The sequence below is a fragment of the Streptomyces sp. NPDC004561 genome (assembly GCF_053602155.1).
The window spans coordinates 1-14,853 of record NZ_JBSGDB010000210.1; the positions used below are offsets into that span (position 1 = coordinate 1).

A 14,853-nucleotide genomic window follows, 5' to 3' on the forward strand; every position below is an offset into this window, starting at 1 on the left:
GGCCGCGTATCTGGCCGGACTGGGGCAGCTGGCCTGGGAGCGCGGGGACCTTCAGGACGCGCTGCGCCACTTCGAGGAGGCGCTGCGCCTGGACCCGGACCAGCGGGCGGCGCCGGCGGGGCGGGCGCGGGTGCTGGCGGCGCTGGGCCGTACGACGGAGGCGACGGCCGCGTACCAGTCGGCGCTGGCCCGGCAGCCGAGCCCGCGGGACGCCCTGGAGCTGGGCGAGCTGTACGAGTCGCTCGGCATGTCCCGGCAGGCCCGGACGCAGTACGACCAGGTGAAGACCCTGGTGCGGCGGGATTCGGCGGGCGGGGTGGACGAGGAGCTGCTGATCGGGCAGTACGAGGCCGACCACGGGGACCCGGTGGAGGCCGTGGAGCGGTTGCAGGCCGAGTGGGAACGCCAGCCGGGGATCGACGTGGCCGACGCGCTCGGCTGGGCGCTGCACCGGACCGGCGAGGACAGCGAGGCGCTGAAGTACGCCTCCATCGCCACGGACAAGACGAAGGGGGGCGGGGTGCGCAGCGCCCTGCACGCCTTCCACCTCGGCATGATCGAGGGCGAGCTGGAGGTGACCGGGCCGGCGCGCAGGCACCTGCAGGAGGCGCTGCGCGACAACCCGTACTTCTCGCCCCTGTGGGTGCCCGCGGCGAGGGCGGCACTGCGGGCGCTGGGCGACGTACCCGACGATCCGCCGCCTGGCTAGGACCCTGCCGTCACAGGTTGCCCCGCTTCTCCTGCTCGCGCTCGATCGCCTCGAACAGGGCCTTGAAGTTGCCCTTGCCGAAGCCCATCGAGCCGTGCCGCTCGATGATCTCGAAGAAGACGGTCGGACGGTCCTGGACCGGCTTGGTGAAGATCTGCAGCAGGTAGCCGTCCTCGTCGCGGTCGGCGAGGATCTTCAGCTCGCGCAGGGTCTCGACGGGCACGCGGGTGTCGCCCACCCACTCGCCGAGGGTGTCGTAGTAGGAGTCCGGGGTGTTGAGGAACTCGACGCCGGCCGCGCGCATGGTGCGGACCGTCTCCACGATGTCGTTGGTGTTCAGCGCGATGTGCTGGACGCCGGGACCGCCGTAGAACTCCAGGTACTCGTCGATCTGGGACTTCTTCTTGGCGATCGCCGGCTCGTTGAGCGGGAACTTGACCTTGAGGGTGCCGTCCGCGACGACCTTCGACATCAGCGCGCTGTACTCGGTGGCGATGTCGTCGCCCACGAACTCCTTCATGTTCGTGAAGCCCATGACGGTGTTGTAGAACGCCACCCACTCGTCCATCTTGCCGAGCTCGACGTTGCCGACGCAGTGGTCGATGGCCTGGAAGGTGCGCCGGGCGGGCTGCTCGACCATCGGCTCGGCGGCGGCGAAGCCGGGGAGGTAGGGGCCGTCGTAGCCGGAGCGGTCGACCAGGGTGTGGCGGGTCTCGCCGTAGGTGGCGATCGCGGCGAGGACGACGGTGCCGTGCTCGTCCTTCACCTCGTACGGCTCGGCGAGCGAGCGGGCGCCGTGCTCGATGGCGTAGGCGTGGGCGGCGCGGGCGTCCGGGACCTCGATGGCCAGGTCGATGACGCCGTCGCCGTGCTCGGCCACGTGCTGGACGAGGAAGCGGCCCCAGTCGGTGCTCGGCTTGATGACCGAGGTGAACACGAAGCGGGCGGAGCCGTTCTCGAGCACGTAACTGGCGGTCTCGCGGCTGCCGTTCTCCGGTCCGGAGTAGGCGACCAGCTTCATGCCGAAGGCGCTGGAGTAGTAGTGCGCGGCCTGCTTGGCGTTGCCCACGGCGAAGACGACCGCGTCCATTCCCTTGACCGGGAAGGGGTCGGCCTGCCGTGCGGTGTCGGGAGTGTGGTGTGTGGTCTGCGTCATGCCGGAAGGGTGACCCCACTCTGCAAGGTGCGCAATAGTTTCCGAATTCACTGGGCAATCTGTTCAGTGGTACGACCGCCTCAGCGGTCTTTCTGTACAGGATGACCATCTCAGGGGGTCCCATGGCGATCGATCATCTGGACGGGCGCATCATCGTGCTGCTGGCGCGCGAGCCGCGCATCGGCGTGCTGGAGATGTCCCGGCGGCTCGGGGTCGCGCGGGGGACCGTGCAGGCGCGGCTCGACCGGCTCCAGTCGAACGGGGTCATCCGCGGATTCGGCCCCCAGGTGGATCCGGCGGCCCTCGGCTACCCGGTCACCGCGTTCGCCACGCTCCAGATCCGCCAGGGCCAGGGGCCCGACGTCCGGGCGCACCTGTCGACCGTGCCGGAGGTGCTGGAGTTGCTGACCACCACCGGCAGCGGGGACATGCTGTGCCGCCTGGTCGCCCGCTCGAACGCCGATCTCCAGCGGGTGATCGACCGGGTCGTCGGCTTCGAGGGCATCGTCCGGGCCTCCACGGCCATCGTCATGGAGAACCCAGTCCCGCTGCGGATCATCCCGCTGGTGGAGCAGGCCGCCCAGGACAGCGAGGGGGCGTAGCCGGCCCGGCGCGGGGCGCCCGCGAGAAGTCCCCGGACTTACAAAGAAGTTCTTGCAAAGAGAGCGTTGCAAAGGAGCCTTTGCATGGCTATCTTTGTACGCATGACGGAGCACGAGGAACGGCAGGAACGGCGGCTCGACGCCCGCTCGCTGCGCGGGCTCGCCCACCCGCTGCGCATGCAGCTGCTGGAGGCCCTGCGCCAACACGGCCCGGCCACGGCCTCCCAACTGGCCGCACGGCTGGGCGAGTCCAGCGGAGCGACCAGCTACCACCTGCGCCAGCTCGCCGCGCACGGCTTCGTCGAGGACGCGCCGGAGCACGGCAAGGGCCGCGAGCGGTGGTGGAAGGCGGTCGACCAGGAGCTCAGCATGGACCACGACCTGCTCACCAGCGCCGATCCGGCGGTGCGCGGCGCGGCCGACGTCTTGCTGCACGAGATGGTGACCTCGCACGGCCGCGAGCTGGCCGGCTTCGTGGCCACCCGCGACAAGTGGCTCCCGGCCTGGTCCGAAGGCGCCAACCTGAGCGACGCGACGCTCCGGCTCACTCCCGAACTGGCCGGCGAGCTGACCCGCAAGCTGCACGCCCTGGTCGACGAGTACCGCCACCGCGCGCCCGGCGCGGACACCCCCGGAGCCGAGCAGGTGCGCGTCCACACGCACCTGTTCCCCATCGAGACCGACTGACCGGACGGAAAGGACACCGCCATGCACAACGAGACCCTGCTCGCCCAGTTGCACGCCGCCGACCTGCACAGCCAGGCCGACGCCTACCGCCTCGCCGCCCGGGCGAAGCCCCCGGTCGAGCTGCGCACCCGCGTCGGCTGGACCCTCGTCGAACTCGGCCTGCGCCTCGCGTCCGCCCCCGGGCCGGCCGTGGCGGTGGCCTGACCGGACGGGCGGACTAACAGCTCGGTACCGAGCCCTTCCCCTTCTCCAGCGCCACCAGGGAGTCGACCGCGCCGTTCAGCGTGGTCACCGGGACCAGCCGCAGACCCTTCGGCAGCTCGGCCCTGGCATCGGCGCACTCGGCCTTCGGCACCAGGAAGACGGTGGCCCCGTCCCGCCGGGCGGCCTGCGTCTTCAGGGCCACCCCGCCGACCGCGCCCACATGGCCGGCCGCGTCGATCGTCCCCGTGCCGGCGATGTTCCGGCCGCCGGTGAGGTCGCCGCCGCTGCCGTCGCCGTGCAGCTTGTCGATGATCCCCAGGGTGAACAGCAGCCCCGCGCTCGGCCCGCCGACGTCGGCGAGCTTCAGGGTGACCTTCACCTTGTCGGGGCTCAGCCCGAGGTACTTCAGCGCCGCCTTGGTCGCCGCGTCCTGGGACTGCTGCATCTGCGCCGCGTTGTGCTGCTCGATCTCCTTGACGCTGTTGCCGCTCGGGTAGACCGCGTCGCGCGGCATCACGGCCCGGTCGGTGCGGAACCAGTTGCCGGCCACGTCGCCGAGGGACACCCGGGTGTCCGGGCCGGTCGCCTCGATCGTGACCATCCGCAGCTGGCCGCCGGTGCTGCGGACCGGTGCGCCGGAGACCGCGATCACCTGGGTGCCCTTGTTCGCCCCGAGCACGTTCGCCGTCATCCCGGGCTGCGCCACCGAGAACGGCAGCGGCGCGAGCACCGCCGTGGCGATCAGTGCCACGACGGGCAGCGCGCACACAGCGAGGGCCTGGGAACGTGTGAGACGAGAGAGCACGCAATCAATCTACGTGACGCCCCTCCACCCGCCCTCCCCGCGCACAGGCCCCACGGCCCTGGAAGCGGTTCGACACCGGTGCCGGGGTGCTCGAAAGCCGCTCAGCGCAGCGCCTCGGCGACCTCTCGGGCCGCCTCCATCACCCGTGGTCCCACTCGCTCCGGGACGGAGTCCGCGAGCATCACGACGCCCACGCTGCCCTCGACCCCCGTCACCCCGACCAGCGGCGCCGCGGCCCCGCTCGCACCCGCCTCCAGCTCGCCGTGCGTCAGCGTGTACCCGGGGTCGGCCGAGTGCGGCTGCCGGGCCGCGAGGATCGCCCGGCCCGCCGCGCCCCGGTCCAGCGGATGCCGGAACCCCGCCCGGTAGGCCACGTGGTAGTCGGTCCACGTCGGCTCGACCACGGCCACGGCCAGGGCCTCCGTGCCGTCGACCAGGGTCAGATGGGCCGTCGCCCCTATGTCCTCGGCCAGCGACCGCAGCGCGGGCAGCGCGGCCTCCCGGACCAGCGGATGCACCTGGCGCCCGAGCCGCAGCACCCCGAGCCCGACCCGGGCACGGCCGCCGAGGTCACGCCGTACGAGCGCGTGCTGTTCCAGCGTGGCGAGCAACCGGTACACAACGGTCCGGTTCACGCCCAGTTTGTGGGACAACTCGGTGACGGTCAGCCCGTGGTCGGTGTCGGCCAGCAGTTTGAGGACGCGCAGTCCCCGGTCGAGCGTCTGAGAGGTCTCCGCGGTCACGACGCCCACTCCTTCGGCGGTGAGGTCGGCGACCCCTGAGCTGCGTATGCGTCGTCGAGTCCCGTCGGCGACGCGGTCAGAGGCCGCCGATCGGCAGGACGGCCCGGCGGTACCGGGCCATGTCGCTTCACGGCTGCGCTCCGCGGCGGCGCTGCCACGGGGCGTATGCGTAGCGGGACAGTAGCGAAGCCGGTTCGCTGAGCGGAAGTCTCCGTCCAGAATCCGGTCAATGGCCGAGACGGACTGCCAGCATTCGTCCGCATACGCGTGCCGCGCCGAGCCGAGCCTGGTCAGCCCGTCGCCGCGCAGGGACCCTCACCGCGAACGGCGGGCCCTCACCGCATCCGGGTGGCCCATTCCTGCACCTTCGCGATGCGCTGCCGCAGTTGTCCCGCCGTGGCCTCCGCGCTCGGCGGCCCGCCGCAGACCCGGCGCAGCTCGGTGTGGATCACCCCGTGCGGCTTGCCGCTCTGGTGGACGTAGGCGCTCACCATCGTGTTGAGCTGCTTGCGCAGCTCCATCATCTCCTTGTGCGAGACGACCGGCCGCCGCTCCGCCGGCAGCTCCAGCAGGTCGGCCTCGCTGTCCGGCTTCTTGCGGCTGTGCGCGATCTGCCGGGCCTGCCGCTTCTGCAGCAGCATCTGGACCTGCTCGGGCTCCAGGAGGCCGGGGATGCCGAGGTAGTCCTGCTCCTCCTCGCTGCCCGGGTGCGCCTGCATGCCGAACTCGGCGCCGTCGTAGAGGACCCGGTCGAAGACGGCGTCGGACTCCAGCGCCTCGAAGGGCAGCATGTCCTGCTCGCCGGTGTCCTCGTCCTGCTCCATGTTCGCCTCCTCCATCTCCTTCTCGGATTCGGCGTACGGGTCCTCCTCGCCCTCCTTCTTCGGCTTGTCGAGGGCGTGGTCCCGTTCCTTCTCCATCTCGTTGGCGAAGGTCAGCAGGTCGGGCACGGTCGGCAGGAACACGGACGCGGTCTCGCCGCGCCGTCGGGACCGTACGAAACGCCCGACCGCCTGCGCGAAGAACAGCGGGGTCGAGATGGTCGTGGCGTAGACGCCGACCGCGAGCCGCGGCACGTCGACGCCCTCGGACACCATCCGGACCGCGACCATCCACCGGTCGTTGCTCTCGCTGAACTCGTCGATCCTGTTCGAGGCGCCGGCGTCGTCGGACAGCACGAGCGTGGCCTTCGTACCCGTGATCTCACGGATGAGCTTGGCGTAGGCGCGGGCGGAGTCCTGGTCGGAGGCGATGACGAGGGCGCCGGCGTCCGGGATGGCCTTCCTGACCTCGGTCAGGCGCTGGTCGGCGGCGCGCAGCACGCTGGGCATCCAGTCGCCGCGCGGGTCCAGCGCGGTGCGCCAGGCCTGGCTGACCGCGTCCTTGGTCATGGGCTCGCCGAGCCTGGCCGCGATCTCGTCGCCGGCCTTGGTCCGCCAGCGCATGTTGCCGCTGTAGGAGAGGAAGATGACCGGCCGGACGACGTGGTCGGCGAGGGCGTTGCCGTACCCGTAGGTGTAGTCCGCCGCGGACCGCCGGATGCCGTCCGTCCCCTCCTCGTACGTCACGAAGGGGATGGGGTTGGTGTCGGACCGGAACGGCGTACCGGTCAGCGCGAGCCGCCGGGTCGCCGGCTCGAAGGCCTCCAGACAGGCCTCGCCCCAGGACTTGGAGTCGCCGGCGTGATGGATCTCGTCCAGGATCACGAGCGTCTTGCGCTGCTCCACCCGGTTGCGGTGCAGCATGGGCCGTACGCCGACACCGGCGTAGGTGACGGCGACCCCGTCGTACTCCCTGCCGAGCGGACCCGCGCTGTACTCAGGGTCCAGCTTGATGCCTACGCGCGCCGCGGCCTCGGACCACTGCTTCTTCAGGTGCTCGGTCGGCGCGACCACGGTCACCTGCTGCACCACGTGGTGGTGCAGCAGCCATGAGGCGAGCGTCAGCGCGAAGGTGGTCTTGCCGGCGCCGGGCGTGGCGACGGCGAGGAAGTCACGCGGCTGCTCCTGGATGTACTTCTCCATCGCCCCCTGCTGCCACGCACGCAGCTTGCTGGCGGTGCCCCAGGGCGCGCGGCCCGGGAAGGCGGGGGAAAGGTGGTGAGAGTGCGCGGAGGAAGCGGCGGTGGTAGTCACGGTCTCCGTGGGTCGGGTCGGAACGAGGGGCCGCGCGCAGCGCGTCGGTCGGGACGGTGGTGGGTGACGGGTGGGCGGCTACGTATGACAACCGGGCCACCCTACCGGCGCCGTCTTCCCCCGAGGCCCCGAACAAGGCCGGGTCGCCCGCGGGTGGGACTCACGTCACAGCCGCCGCAGCCGCCCCGCTATCACCGTCACGTCGCTCTCACTTCCCGACGCCACGTCGATGACCAGGTCGTACGCCGTGTCCTGGTCGACGCCGGCCAGATCGGCCCCCGTTGAGCGCGAGGAAGGTGGCCGTCGCCAGCCAGGCGGTGCGCTTGTTGCCGTCGACGAGCGGATGGTTCGCGGCGAGGGCGTGCAGCAGGGCCGCGGCCTGCTCGTGCAGGTCCTCGTACGCGGCCGTGCCGAACATCCGGGCCCGCGGCCGGTGCACGGCGGAGGCCAGCAGCCCCGGTTCACGTGCCTCGGGCGCCCGGCCCCCGAAGGCGAGCGTGGCGAGGGCGGTGACATCGGCGACCGTGAGGTGCCGGCGGGCCGCGCTCATTCGCCGAGCCTGCGCAGCAGGTCGGCGTGGGCCTGCGCGAGCCGCTCGGCGGTCCGCCGCACGCCGAGCTCCTCCGCGCGCAGATACCGCCGTACGGCCTCCTCCAGCACCTGCTCCGGCGTACGCCCCTGGGCGTCGGCGAGGTCGACGAGGTCCTGGTGGGTGTCCGGATCGAGGAGCACGGTCAGCGATCGCATACCCGCAACCTAGGCCTCGCGGCCGGGGGCGGGCCAGGGATTTTGGGCCCGGCGGTGAGGGGTTCGGTGACCGGTATGCGGGCCGCCTGGGACGGGTCGGCGGTCTGCCCGGGACCGGGTCCGGGTCCGGGGTGCGGCCCGCCCGGAACGGGTTCGCGGCCCGCCCGGAATGGGTTCGCGGTCTGCCCGGGTCCGGGGTGCGGCCCGCCCGGAACGGGTTCGCGGTCTGCCCGGGACCGGGCTGCGGCCCACGCGAGATTTACGGCCCGGCCGGGATCGGTTCACCCGCCTGGGACCGGTTCACCACGCGCCCAGGACCGGTGCACCGCCCACCCCGGACAGGTGCACCGCCCACCCGGGACTGTTTCGCGGCCCGCCCAGGAGCAAGGGTTCGCGGCCCGCCCGGGAGCAAGAGGGTTCACCGCTCCCGCAGTCGCGTCGTCACCCACGCGCCCGCCAGCGCCACCCCGGCCATCGGCAGGAAGACGGCGGCGAAGGCGGCGGGGTGGGTGCCGTCGGCCGTCGGGGTCGCCGTGCTGCCGCCGCCCAGGGCCGCGAAGGCGGCGCCGGTCGCGGCGAGGAGGACGGCGTTGGAGAGGCCGTCGGAGATCTGCAGGGCGGCGGAGTTGGCGCCGGCCTCCGCGGGGGCGGACAGACGGAGCAGGAGCACGCTGGTGGAGGAGATCACCAGGCCCATGCCGAAGCAGCCGAAGCCCCAGGCGACGGCCACGGTCCAGACCGGCACGGAGGGCACGAGCACGCTCGGCGCGGTGGCGATCGCGGCGGCGGCCAGCACCATCCCGAGGCTCATCAGCCGCTCCCGGTACGGCGCCAGCCGCGGCCGGGACTGCACCCACGAGCCCAGTGCCCAGGTGCCGCCGCCCGCCGCCAGCGAGAACCCGGCGAGCGTCGGCGACAGCCCACGCTGCGTGACGAGCATCAGCGGCACGAAGGACTCGGCGGAGACGAAGGACCCGGCGGACAGCCCGCGCAGCAGCACGACGGACGGCAGGCCCCGGGCGGCCCGGTAGGTGCCGCGCGGAAGCAGGCCGAGGACGGCGGGCACCAGCAGGGCGGCGCCGGCCAGCCCGGGCAGGAGGGAGAGCGGCCGCAGGTCCTGCGCGGCGTACTGGAGGAGGCCGGCGCCGAGGGAGATGCCGAGGGCGAGCCGGATGCGCCGTCGGTCGAGGGAGGCCGAGCCCGCGCCCGGCTCCCCGGCCACCGGTCCGGACGCCCTGCGCCGTATCTGCGGCAGGGCGAGGACCAGCGGGAACACGACGAGGACCGGGATGCCGAGGAACACCCAGCGCCAGCCGAGGTGTTCGGTGACGGCGCCGGCGGCGAGCGGGCCGACGACGGACGGTACGACCCAGGCGGCCGCGAAGCCCGCCATGATCGCGGGCCGCAGCCGCTCCGGGTAGGCGCGCCCGACGACCACGTACAGCGCGACGATGACCAGCCCGCCGCCGAGGCCCTGCACGGCCCGGCCGAGGATGAACACCCACATCACCCGGGCGGTCCCGGCGATCACCAGGCCCGCCGCGAAGGCCGCGATGCCCGTCGTCAGCGCGCCGAGCGGGCCGCGCCGGTCGGCCCACTGACCGGCGAGCACCATGCCGAAGAGGCTGGTGGTGAAGAAGCCGGAGAACCCGAACGCGTACAGCGCCACGCCGTTCAGGTCCCGTGCCGCGACGGGCATCGCGGTGCCGACGGCGGTCGCCTCGAAGGCGATCAGCAGGATGACGGAGACGATCCCGACGCTGAGCGCCCGGTACGCCCGGCCCAGCACACCGCCGTCCGGCTCGGCGGTGTGCTCCACGACAGGGGTGTCACGGGATTCAAGGGCGCTCATGCCCGACAGAGTAAGGCCCACAACCGAGTTTCACCCCTGTCGGTGGTCCCATCCGTCCTACGACCTTGGTCGTACGCCGCGCCTTTCGTGAACGCCGCATGGCAGTCCCGTTGCAGCCCCGCCCCGCCCCTTGAGCACCCCCACCGCCCCGCCCTACGGTCGAACCCGTCAACACGGCCGTGTGCCCGAGTGGTTCAGGGACTCGCCTGCGCTGCATCCATCAGCGAGCTCCGCTCGCGGGGAGTCACGCGGGTCCGATTCCCGCCACGGCCGTGAGCAGAGATCCGAACACGGCCGTGTGCCCGAGTGGTTCAGGGACTCGCCTGCAAAGCGGGTTACGCGGGTTCGATTCCCGCCACGGCCTCTGTCAGAGGACTCCGCCCGCCTCGTCCTGGAAGAGTTCCGTCCAGTAGTGCCAGGGCGTGTCGGGCAGGGTGGCGGTGGGGTCGACGGTCGCCAGGGTGTGGAGCATGGCCGCGGCGAGCTGGTCGTAGGCGGCCGTGGTCAGTTCGTGGGCGAGGTGCTCGTCGATGGTGCGCTCGTGGTGGAGCAGCCAGAGGGTGAAGGCGAGCGTGGAGACGTCGGTGTTGAGGGGGTAGAGGGTCGCCTCCGGCTCGCTGAAGGTCAGCACCGCGCCCGTTCTGCCGTCGACGACCAGGCTGTTGTCCTCCACCAGGTATCCGAGCCGGATCAGGTGGTCGCGGTGGGCCGGGAGTTCGGACGTCGGGTAGTCGCCGCGCTCCTCGGCGAAGTACTCGCGGAGGGTCGGCAGCGGGACGTCCGTGTCGGCGTGGAAGAGGACCGCGTCCTCCGGCAGCCCCGTCTCGCGCAGGAAGCGGCGGGTCGGCTCGTGGGTGAGCGTGGCGGGGAAGTCGACCTCCTCGAAGCGGGCCACCCGGCCGTGCCCGAACTCCTGGTCCAGGACGCGGGCGGGGACGTCCAGGGTGAGGCCGGACGCCGTGCCCGGGCCCGCGGCGAGGGCGAGCGGGCGGATCAGGGCCGCCGCCTTCCAGTACGGGGGCACCTCGCCGTCCGTGCCCTCCTCGAACAGCGCGAGGAGGCGGCGCGAGGCCTCGGCGGCCGTCCTCGGGCCGTACTGGCCCGCGAGGGAGGCGAAACGGCCGCGCAGGCCGGCGAGTTCCTCGGTGACCGCGGCGAAGCGCAGCAGGGTGGCCAGGGAGGGCGCGAAGGGGCGCGGCTCGGACGGGTCGAAGAGATAGGCGGTCGTCACCTCGCCGGTGCCGCCGTCGAGCAGGATCGACTCGCGCTCCATGCCGGCCGGGTTGAGGAGTTCGCCGATCACCAGGCGGCCGCGCAGCTCCTCCGCCAGGTGGAAGGGTCCGTCGGCGGCGTCGGCGAGGGTGCGCAGGCCGTGGGCGCGCAGGGGCGAGAACGTCAGCACGTCGGTGCGAGCGGGCAGGCCGGCGCCCGTGAGCAGGCCGCGCGTCGGCGCGTGCGTGACATGGCGGTCCAGCTCGGCCTCGGTCAGTGTGATCGCCGGAGTCCCGGCGTCGGTCGTACTCATCGCTCCCCCGCGATCTTCCCCGTACGTGACTGTGTGCGGAACGGACGTGTTCGTGCGGCGTCCTCGGGCAGGTGCCCCCACTGCTCAGCACACTACGCCGCCCCACTGACAACGCCCCTCGCGGAAAAGGACGTCAGGCGGCCCGGGACCGTTGCGCGCCCGCGGGGATCCGCGCCGTCAGGTGAAGTAGACGCCGCCCAGCACCACGGCGAGGGCCGCGACCAGGAACAGCAGGATCCACAGGGACAACTTGCCGACGCCGGGCGGTGCTTCGTAGCGCAGCTCGTCGGAGGGCGTGCTCACCGGTCCGTCACCACCGCGGCCTGGGGGCGGATCGGGAGGCGGTTGACCGGCCGGCCGGTGGCGGCGCGGACGGCGGAGGCGATCGCGGCGGGCGCCGTCACGACCGGGGCCGCGCTGACCGACTTGGCGCCGAAGGGGGCGACCACGTCCCGCTCCTCGACCAGCTTGACGATCCGGATGTCCGGCGCGTCCAGGGCGGTCGGGAGGGCGTAGCCGGTCAGGTCGGGGTGGCGGATCAGACCGCGGGGGGTGCGGAGGTTCTCCGTGAGGGCGATGCCGACGCCCTGGGTGACGCCCGCCTCGATGCGGGCCGCCAGCTGTGCGGGGTTCAGGATCCGGCCGACGTCCTGGGCTACCGACAGTTCCACGACGCGGACCGAGCCCAGCTCGATGTCCACGTCCACGACGGCGCGGATCGCGCAGAACGCCAGGCCCACGAAGGCGTCGCCCTGGCCGGTGGCGTCCAGGGGCTCGGTGGGGTGCGGGCGGCACTGGGCGGTGGCCCACAGCTCCTTGCCGTCCATCGCCTCGGTGACGGTGGTCGACAGCACACCGTCGTACGACGTGATCTTGCCGTCGGTGATCTGCAGCAGCTCCGTCGACATGCCGAACTTGTGCGCGAGCGGCTGCAGGAGCTGGGTGCGGACCATCTTGGCCGCGCGTTCCACCGCGCCGCCCGACACCCAGGTGTGCCGGCCCCGGCAGCCCGCGCCGGCCGGCGGCTGGTCGGTGTCGACCGGGACGACGTGGACCTGCTCGATGCCGAGGGTCTCCTGGACGATCTGGCGGGCGAGGGTGGTGAAGCCCTGGCCGGTCTCCACGGCCGCGCAGAGCACGGTCGCGATTCCGTCGTGGACCTTGACCGTCGCCGTGGACACCTCGTCGGCGCCCTCGGCGCCGAGCATGTGCACCATGCCCAGACCGTAGCCGACGCCCCGGCGCACCGCGCCCGGTTCGCCGGCGCCCTCGGGGCCGCCGGGCAGCAGCCACTCGTCCTCGGGCGTGTCCTTGGGCAGCGCGGGCAGCGGGCAGTCCCGTACCGCCTGGAGGAGTTCGGCGACCGGCGCCGGGCAGGTCACCGTCTGGCCGATCGGGAGGACATCGCCGGTGGCGAGGACGTTGCGCAGGCGCAGCTCGGCCGGTTCGAGGCCGAGCTTCTTGGCCAGCTTGTCCATCTGCGCCTCGTAGGCGGCGCACACCTGCATGGCGCCCTCGCCGCGCACATGGCCGGAGGGCGGGTTGTTGGTGCGCACGGCCCAGCCCTCGATGAAGGCGTTCGGGACGACGTACGGGCCGCACGCGAAGGAGACGGCGGCGGCCAGCGCCTCGGCGGAGGTGTCGGCGTAGGCGCCCGCGTCGAGCAGGATCTGCGCCTCGACCTTGACCAGCCTGCCCTCGGCGTCCGCGTGGTGGCGGTAGCGCAGGAGGGTGGGGTGCCGGTGGGCGTGGCCGAGGAAGGACTCCTCGCGGGTCGCGGTGAGCTTCACCGGGCAGCCGGTCCTGAGCGCGAGCAGGCCGAGCGGCAGCTGGAAGCCCTGGTCCTCGCGGTCGGCGGTGGCACCGGGCACCCCGGTGACGACGATCTTCACCCGATCAGGGGACAGGCCGTAGCAGGCTGCGGCCGTGTTGCGGTCGTGGTGCGGGTCGGTGGAGGCGAGGTACAGCTCCACGCCGCCGTCGGGGCGCGGCACGGCGAGGCCGGCCTCGGCGCCGATCGGGGCCGGGTCCTGGCGCCCTATGCGGTACAGGCCCTCGACGACGATCTCGGCGGCCGCCTCCGGGTCGCCGTGGCGCAGCGGGATGTGCCGGATCAGGTTGCCGTCGGGGTGCAGGGGTTCCGCCTCGAAGGCCTGCTCCGGGTCGGTCACGGGGTCGAGCACCTCGTACTCGACGATGACGGCGGCCGCGGCCATCCGCGCGGTGTCGGGGTGGTCGGCGGCGACGGCCGCGATGGGCTCGCCGTGGTGGCGTACGACCTCGGAGGCGAACACCGGGCGGTCGGGGGCGCCCCGGCCGTGGCGCGGGGTGCCGGGCACGTCCTCGTGGGTGATGACGGCGCGGACGCCGGGCATCTCGCGCGCGTGGGTGGTGTCGATGGACACGATGCGCGCGTGCGCGTGCGGGGAGCGCAGTACGGCCGCCCACAGCAGGCCCTCGGCCCACAGGTCGGCCGCGTAGGGGAAGGTGCCCTCGGTCTTGGCGCGGGCGTCGGCGTGCGGCAGGGAGGCGCCGAGGCCGTGCAGCACCGGATCGGGGTCGGCCGCGGGGGCGGGTTCCGCGGTGGTGGCGGTGGCGGCTTCGTTGCTCACGCCTGGCCTCCGTCCTGGCCGTAGTCCTGGTCGTGCGGGCCCGGGGCGCCGTAGGGGTCGGGCGGGCCGTACGGATCCGGCGCCTCGCCGTAGCCGCTGGGGGCGGACGAGGGCGGGGCGAACGCGCCCGGCGCCTCGAACGCCGACGGGTGGACGCCGCCGGAGCCGGGGCCCGCCTGGTGCGGGATGCGTGCCTCGTCCGCGTCGCCCTCGGAGCCGCCGGCGTGCGAGGCCTCGCGTTCGGCGACGACCTCCCGCACGGCTTCCAGGACGCCCCGGTAGCCGGAGCAGCGGCACAGGTTGCCGCACAGGGCCTGCCGGGTCTCCAGCTCGGTCGGCGCGGGGTTGCCCTCCAGCAGGTCGTGCACGGTCATCGCCATGCCGGGCACGCAGAAGCCGCACTGCACGGCGCCGCACCGGGCGAGCGCCCGCTGGACGTCGGAGGGCCGCCCGTCGGCGGCCAGGCCCTCGACGGTGCGCACCTCGCTGCCGGCCGCGGTGACCGCCGGGACCAGGCAGGAGGCCACCAGGCGCCCGTCGACCTGCACGTTGCAGGCGCCGCACTCGCCCTGCGAGCAGCCGTCCTTGGCGCCCGCGAGGCCGAGCCGCTCACGCAGCACGTACAGCAGCGACTCGCCGACCCAGGCGTCGGTGACGGGCCGGTCGGTGCTGTTGACGCGCAGGACGTAGGAGGCCAGGGGGTGGTCGTCGTGCGGCGCGAGGGGCGCGGCGTCGGGCTCGTCGGCGCCGGCGGGGGCGAGCGCCTGCGCGGGCGCCGGGTCTTCGGGCGTGTCGTCCGCCGCGGCCGCGGCGAAGTCGTGCTCCGGTGCGGCGACGGCAGCCGCTTCCGTGGGGGCCGCTGTGCCTGACGGGGCCTCGGGTGTCTCCGGGCCGGCCGTGGCGGCCGTTGTCGCGGCCGGCGGGTGCGGGGGCTCCTCGTGGCCCGCCGGGGCGTCAGCGGGGCGCTCAGAGGCCTCGGCAGGGCCGTGGGCGTCCGTCTCGGGGGCCGCGCCGGGCGCGGGGCGATCAGGGAGGCGGGCGGCATCCCGCGCGAGTTCAACACCATCGCGGTCGAC

Annotated in this window: 14 protein-coding genes, 2 tRNA genes and 1 pseudogene; 6 read left to right on the plus strand and 11 right to left on the minus strand. The window is 73.3% G+C overall.

The window, feature by feature from the left end:
• The coding region (locus ACWEN3_RS25215) for a tetratricopeptide repeat protein (protein WP_452975143.1) at positions 1 to 709 on the plus strand (709 nt) is incomplete at its 5' end.
• Between the two features lie 10 nt (positions 710 to 719).
• On the opposite strand, the gene hppD is transcribed toward ACWEN3_RS25215, so the two are convergent.
• Positions 720 to 1,865 (minus strand): 4-hydroxyphenylpyruvate dioxygenase, encoded by a 1,146-nt coding sequence (hppD, locus tag ACWEN3_RS25220; protein ID WP_452975146.1) that lies wholly within the window; start codon positions 1,863 to 1,865, stop codon positions 720 to 722.
• A gap of 122 nt (positions 1,866 to 1,987) precedes the next feature.
• Here hppD and ACWEN3_RS25225 point away from each other — a divergent pair, with 122 nt between their 5' ends.
• The 3 genes from ACWEN3_RS25225 to ACWEN3_RS25235 all read left to right on the plus strand — a co-directional run bounded on the left by ACWEN3_RS25225 (position 1,988) and on the right by ACWEN3_RS25235 (position 3,358).
• Positions 1,988 to 2,467, plus strand: coding sequence for an Lrp/AsnC family transcriptional regulator (locus tag ACWEN3_RS25225; RefSeq protein WP_452975149.1), 480 nt, complete (start codon positions 1,988 to 1,990; stop codon positions 2,465 to 2,467).
• Positions 2,468 to 2,551: 84 nt separating this feature from the next.
• Positions 2,552 to 3,154, plus strand: coding sequence for an ArsR/SmtB family transcription factor (locus ACWEN3_RS25230; RefSeq protein ID WP_452975152.1), 603 nt, complete (start codon positions 2,552 to 2,554; stop codon positions 3,152 to 3,154).
• 21 nt (positions 3,155 to 3,175) lie between these two features.
• Positions 3,176 to 3,358, plus strand: a complete 183-nt coding sequence (locus tag ACWEN3_RS25235; protein WP_452975155.1) for a hypothetical protein — start codon at positions 3,176 to 3,178, stop codon at positions 3,356 to 3,358.
• 13 nt (positions 3,359 to 3,371) lie between these two features.
• Here the strand turns inward: ACWEN3_RS25235 and ACWEN3_RS25240 are convergent, their stop codons facing one another.
• The 6 genes and pseudogenes from ACWEN3_RS25240 to ACWEN3_RS25265 form a co-directional block, all read right to left on the minus strand.
• Positions 3,372 to 4,163: a S16 family serine protease gene (locus ACWEN3_RS25240; protein WP_452975158.1), complete on the minus strand. Its 792-nt coding sequence runs from the start codon at positions 4,161 to 4,163 to the stop codon at positions 3,372 to 3,374.
• Positions 4,164 to 4,264: 101 nt separating this feature from the next.
• Positions 4,265 to 4,906, minus strand: a complete 642-nt coding sequence (locus tag ACWEN3_RS25245) for an IclR family transcriptional regulator (RefSeq protein ID WP_452975161.1) — start codon at positions 4,904 to 4,906, stop codon at positions 4,265 to 4,267.
• A gap of 335 nt (positions 4,907 to 5,241) precedes the next feature.
• Positions 5,242 to 7,041, minus strand: a complete 1,800-nt coding sequence (locus ACWEN3_RS25250) for a DEAD/DEAH box helicase (protein WP_452975164.1) — start codon at positions 7,039 to 7,041, stop codon at positions 5,242 to 5,244.
• A gap of 165 nt (positions 7,042 to 7,206) precedes the next feature.
• A pseudogene (locus tag ACWEN3_RS25255) lies at positions 7,207 to 7,591 on the minus strand (type II toxin-antitoxin system death-on-curing family toxin).
• Complete coding sequence (locus ACWEN3_RS25260) at positions 7,588 to 7,788, minus strand: CopG family ribbon-helix-helix protein (protein WP_452975166.1); 201 nt, start codon at positions 7,786 to 7,788, stop codon at positions 7,588 to 7,590. The pseudogene ACWEN3_RS25255 and the gene ACWEN3_RS25260 overlap by 4 nt, the downstream one beginning before the upstream one ends.
• A 418-nt stretch (positions 7,789 to 8,206) precedes the next feature.
• Positions 8,207 to 9,640, minus strand: a complete 1,434-nt coding sequence (locus ACWEN3_RS25265) for an MFS transporter (protein WP_452975169.1) — start codon at positions 9,638 to 9,640, stop codon at positions 8,207 to 8,209.
• 175 nt (positions 9,641 to 9,815) lie between these two features.
• On the opposite strand from ACWEN3_RS25265, the gene ACWEN3_RS25270 reads away from it, so the two are divergent.
• Positions 9,816 to 9,913, plus strand: a tRNA-OTHER gene (locus tag ACWEN3_RS25270).
• Positions 9,914 to 9,932: 19 nt separating this feature from the next.
• Positions 9,933 to 10,004 (plus strand) — tRNA-Cys (locus ACWEN3_RS25275).
• A gap of 3 nt (positions 10,005 to 10,007) precedes the next feature.
• Here ACWEN3_RS25275 and ACWEN3_RS25280 read toward each other — a convergent pair.
• The 4 genes from ACWEN3_RS25280 to ACWEN3_RS25295 form a co-directional block, all read right to left on the minus strand.
• Complete coding sequence (locus tag ACWEN3_RS25280; protein WP_452975172.1) at positions 10,008 to 11,165, minus strand: SUKH-4 family immunity protein; 1,158 nt, start codon at positions 11,163 to 11,165, stop codon at positions 10,008 to 10,010.
• A 177-nt stretch (positions 11,166 to 11,342) separates the two neighbouring features.
• The gene (locus tag ACWEN3_RS25285; protein WP_452975175.1) at positions 11,343 to 11,468 is read right to left on the minus strand and encodes a hypothetical protein; all 126 of its coding nucleotides are present in this window, start codon (positions 11,466 to 11,468) and stop codon (positions 11,343 to 11,345) included.
• Positions 11,465 to 13,777, minus strand: coding sequence for a xanthine dehydrogenase family protein molybdopterin-binding subunit (locus tag ACWEN3_RS25290; RefSeq protein WP_452975178.1), 2,313 nt, complete (start codon positions 13,775 to 13,777; stop codon positions 11,465 to 11,467). Before ACWEN3_RS25290 ends, ACWEN3_RS25285 begins: the two co-directional genes overlap by 4 nt.
• The coding region (locus ACWEN3_RS25295) for a (2Fe-2S)-binding protein (RefSeq protein ID WP_452975181.1) at positions 13,774 to 14,853 on the minus strand (1,080 nt) is incomplete at its 5' end. The genes ACWEN3_RS25290 and ACWEN3_RS25295, both read right to left, overlap by 4 nt.

Excerpts from the sequence above, each read along its gene's own strand:
- hppD (WP_452975146.1), bottom strand. The coding sequence starts at position 1,865 with ATGACGCAGACCACACACCACACTCCCGACACCGCACGGCAGGCCGAC.
- ACWEN3_RS25225 (WP_452975149.1), top strand. The coding sequence starts at position 1,988 with ATGGCGATCGATCATCTGGACGGGCGCATCATCGTGCTGCTGGCGCGC.
- ACWEN3_RS25230 (WP_452975152.1), top strand. The coding sequence starts at position 2,552 with ATGGCTATCTTTGTACGCATGACGGAGCACGAGGAACGGCAGGAACGG.
- ACWEN3_RS25235 (WP_452975155.1), top strand. The coding sequence starts at position 3,176 with ATGCACAACGAGACCCTGCTCGCCCAGTTGCACGCCGCCGACCTGCAC.
- ACWEN3_RS25260 (WP_452975166.1), bottom strand. The coding sequence starts at position 7,788 with ATGCGATCGCTGACCGTGCTCCTCGATCCGGACACCCACCAGGACCTC.
- ACWEN3_RS25265 (WP_452975169.1), bottom strand. The coding sequence starts at position 9,640 with ATGAGCGCCCTTGAATCCCGTGACACCCCTGTCGTGGAGCACACCGCC.
- ACWEN3_RS25280 (WP_452975172.1), bottom strand. The coding sequence starts at position 11,165 with ATGAGTACGACCGACGCCGGGACTCCGGCGATCACACTGACCGAGGCC.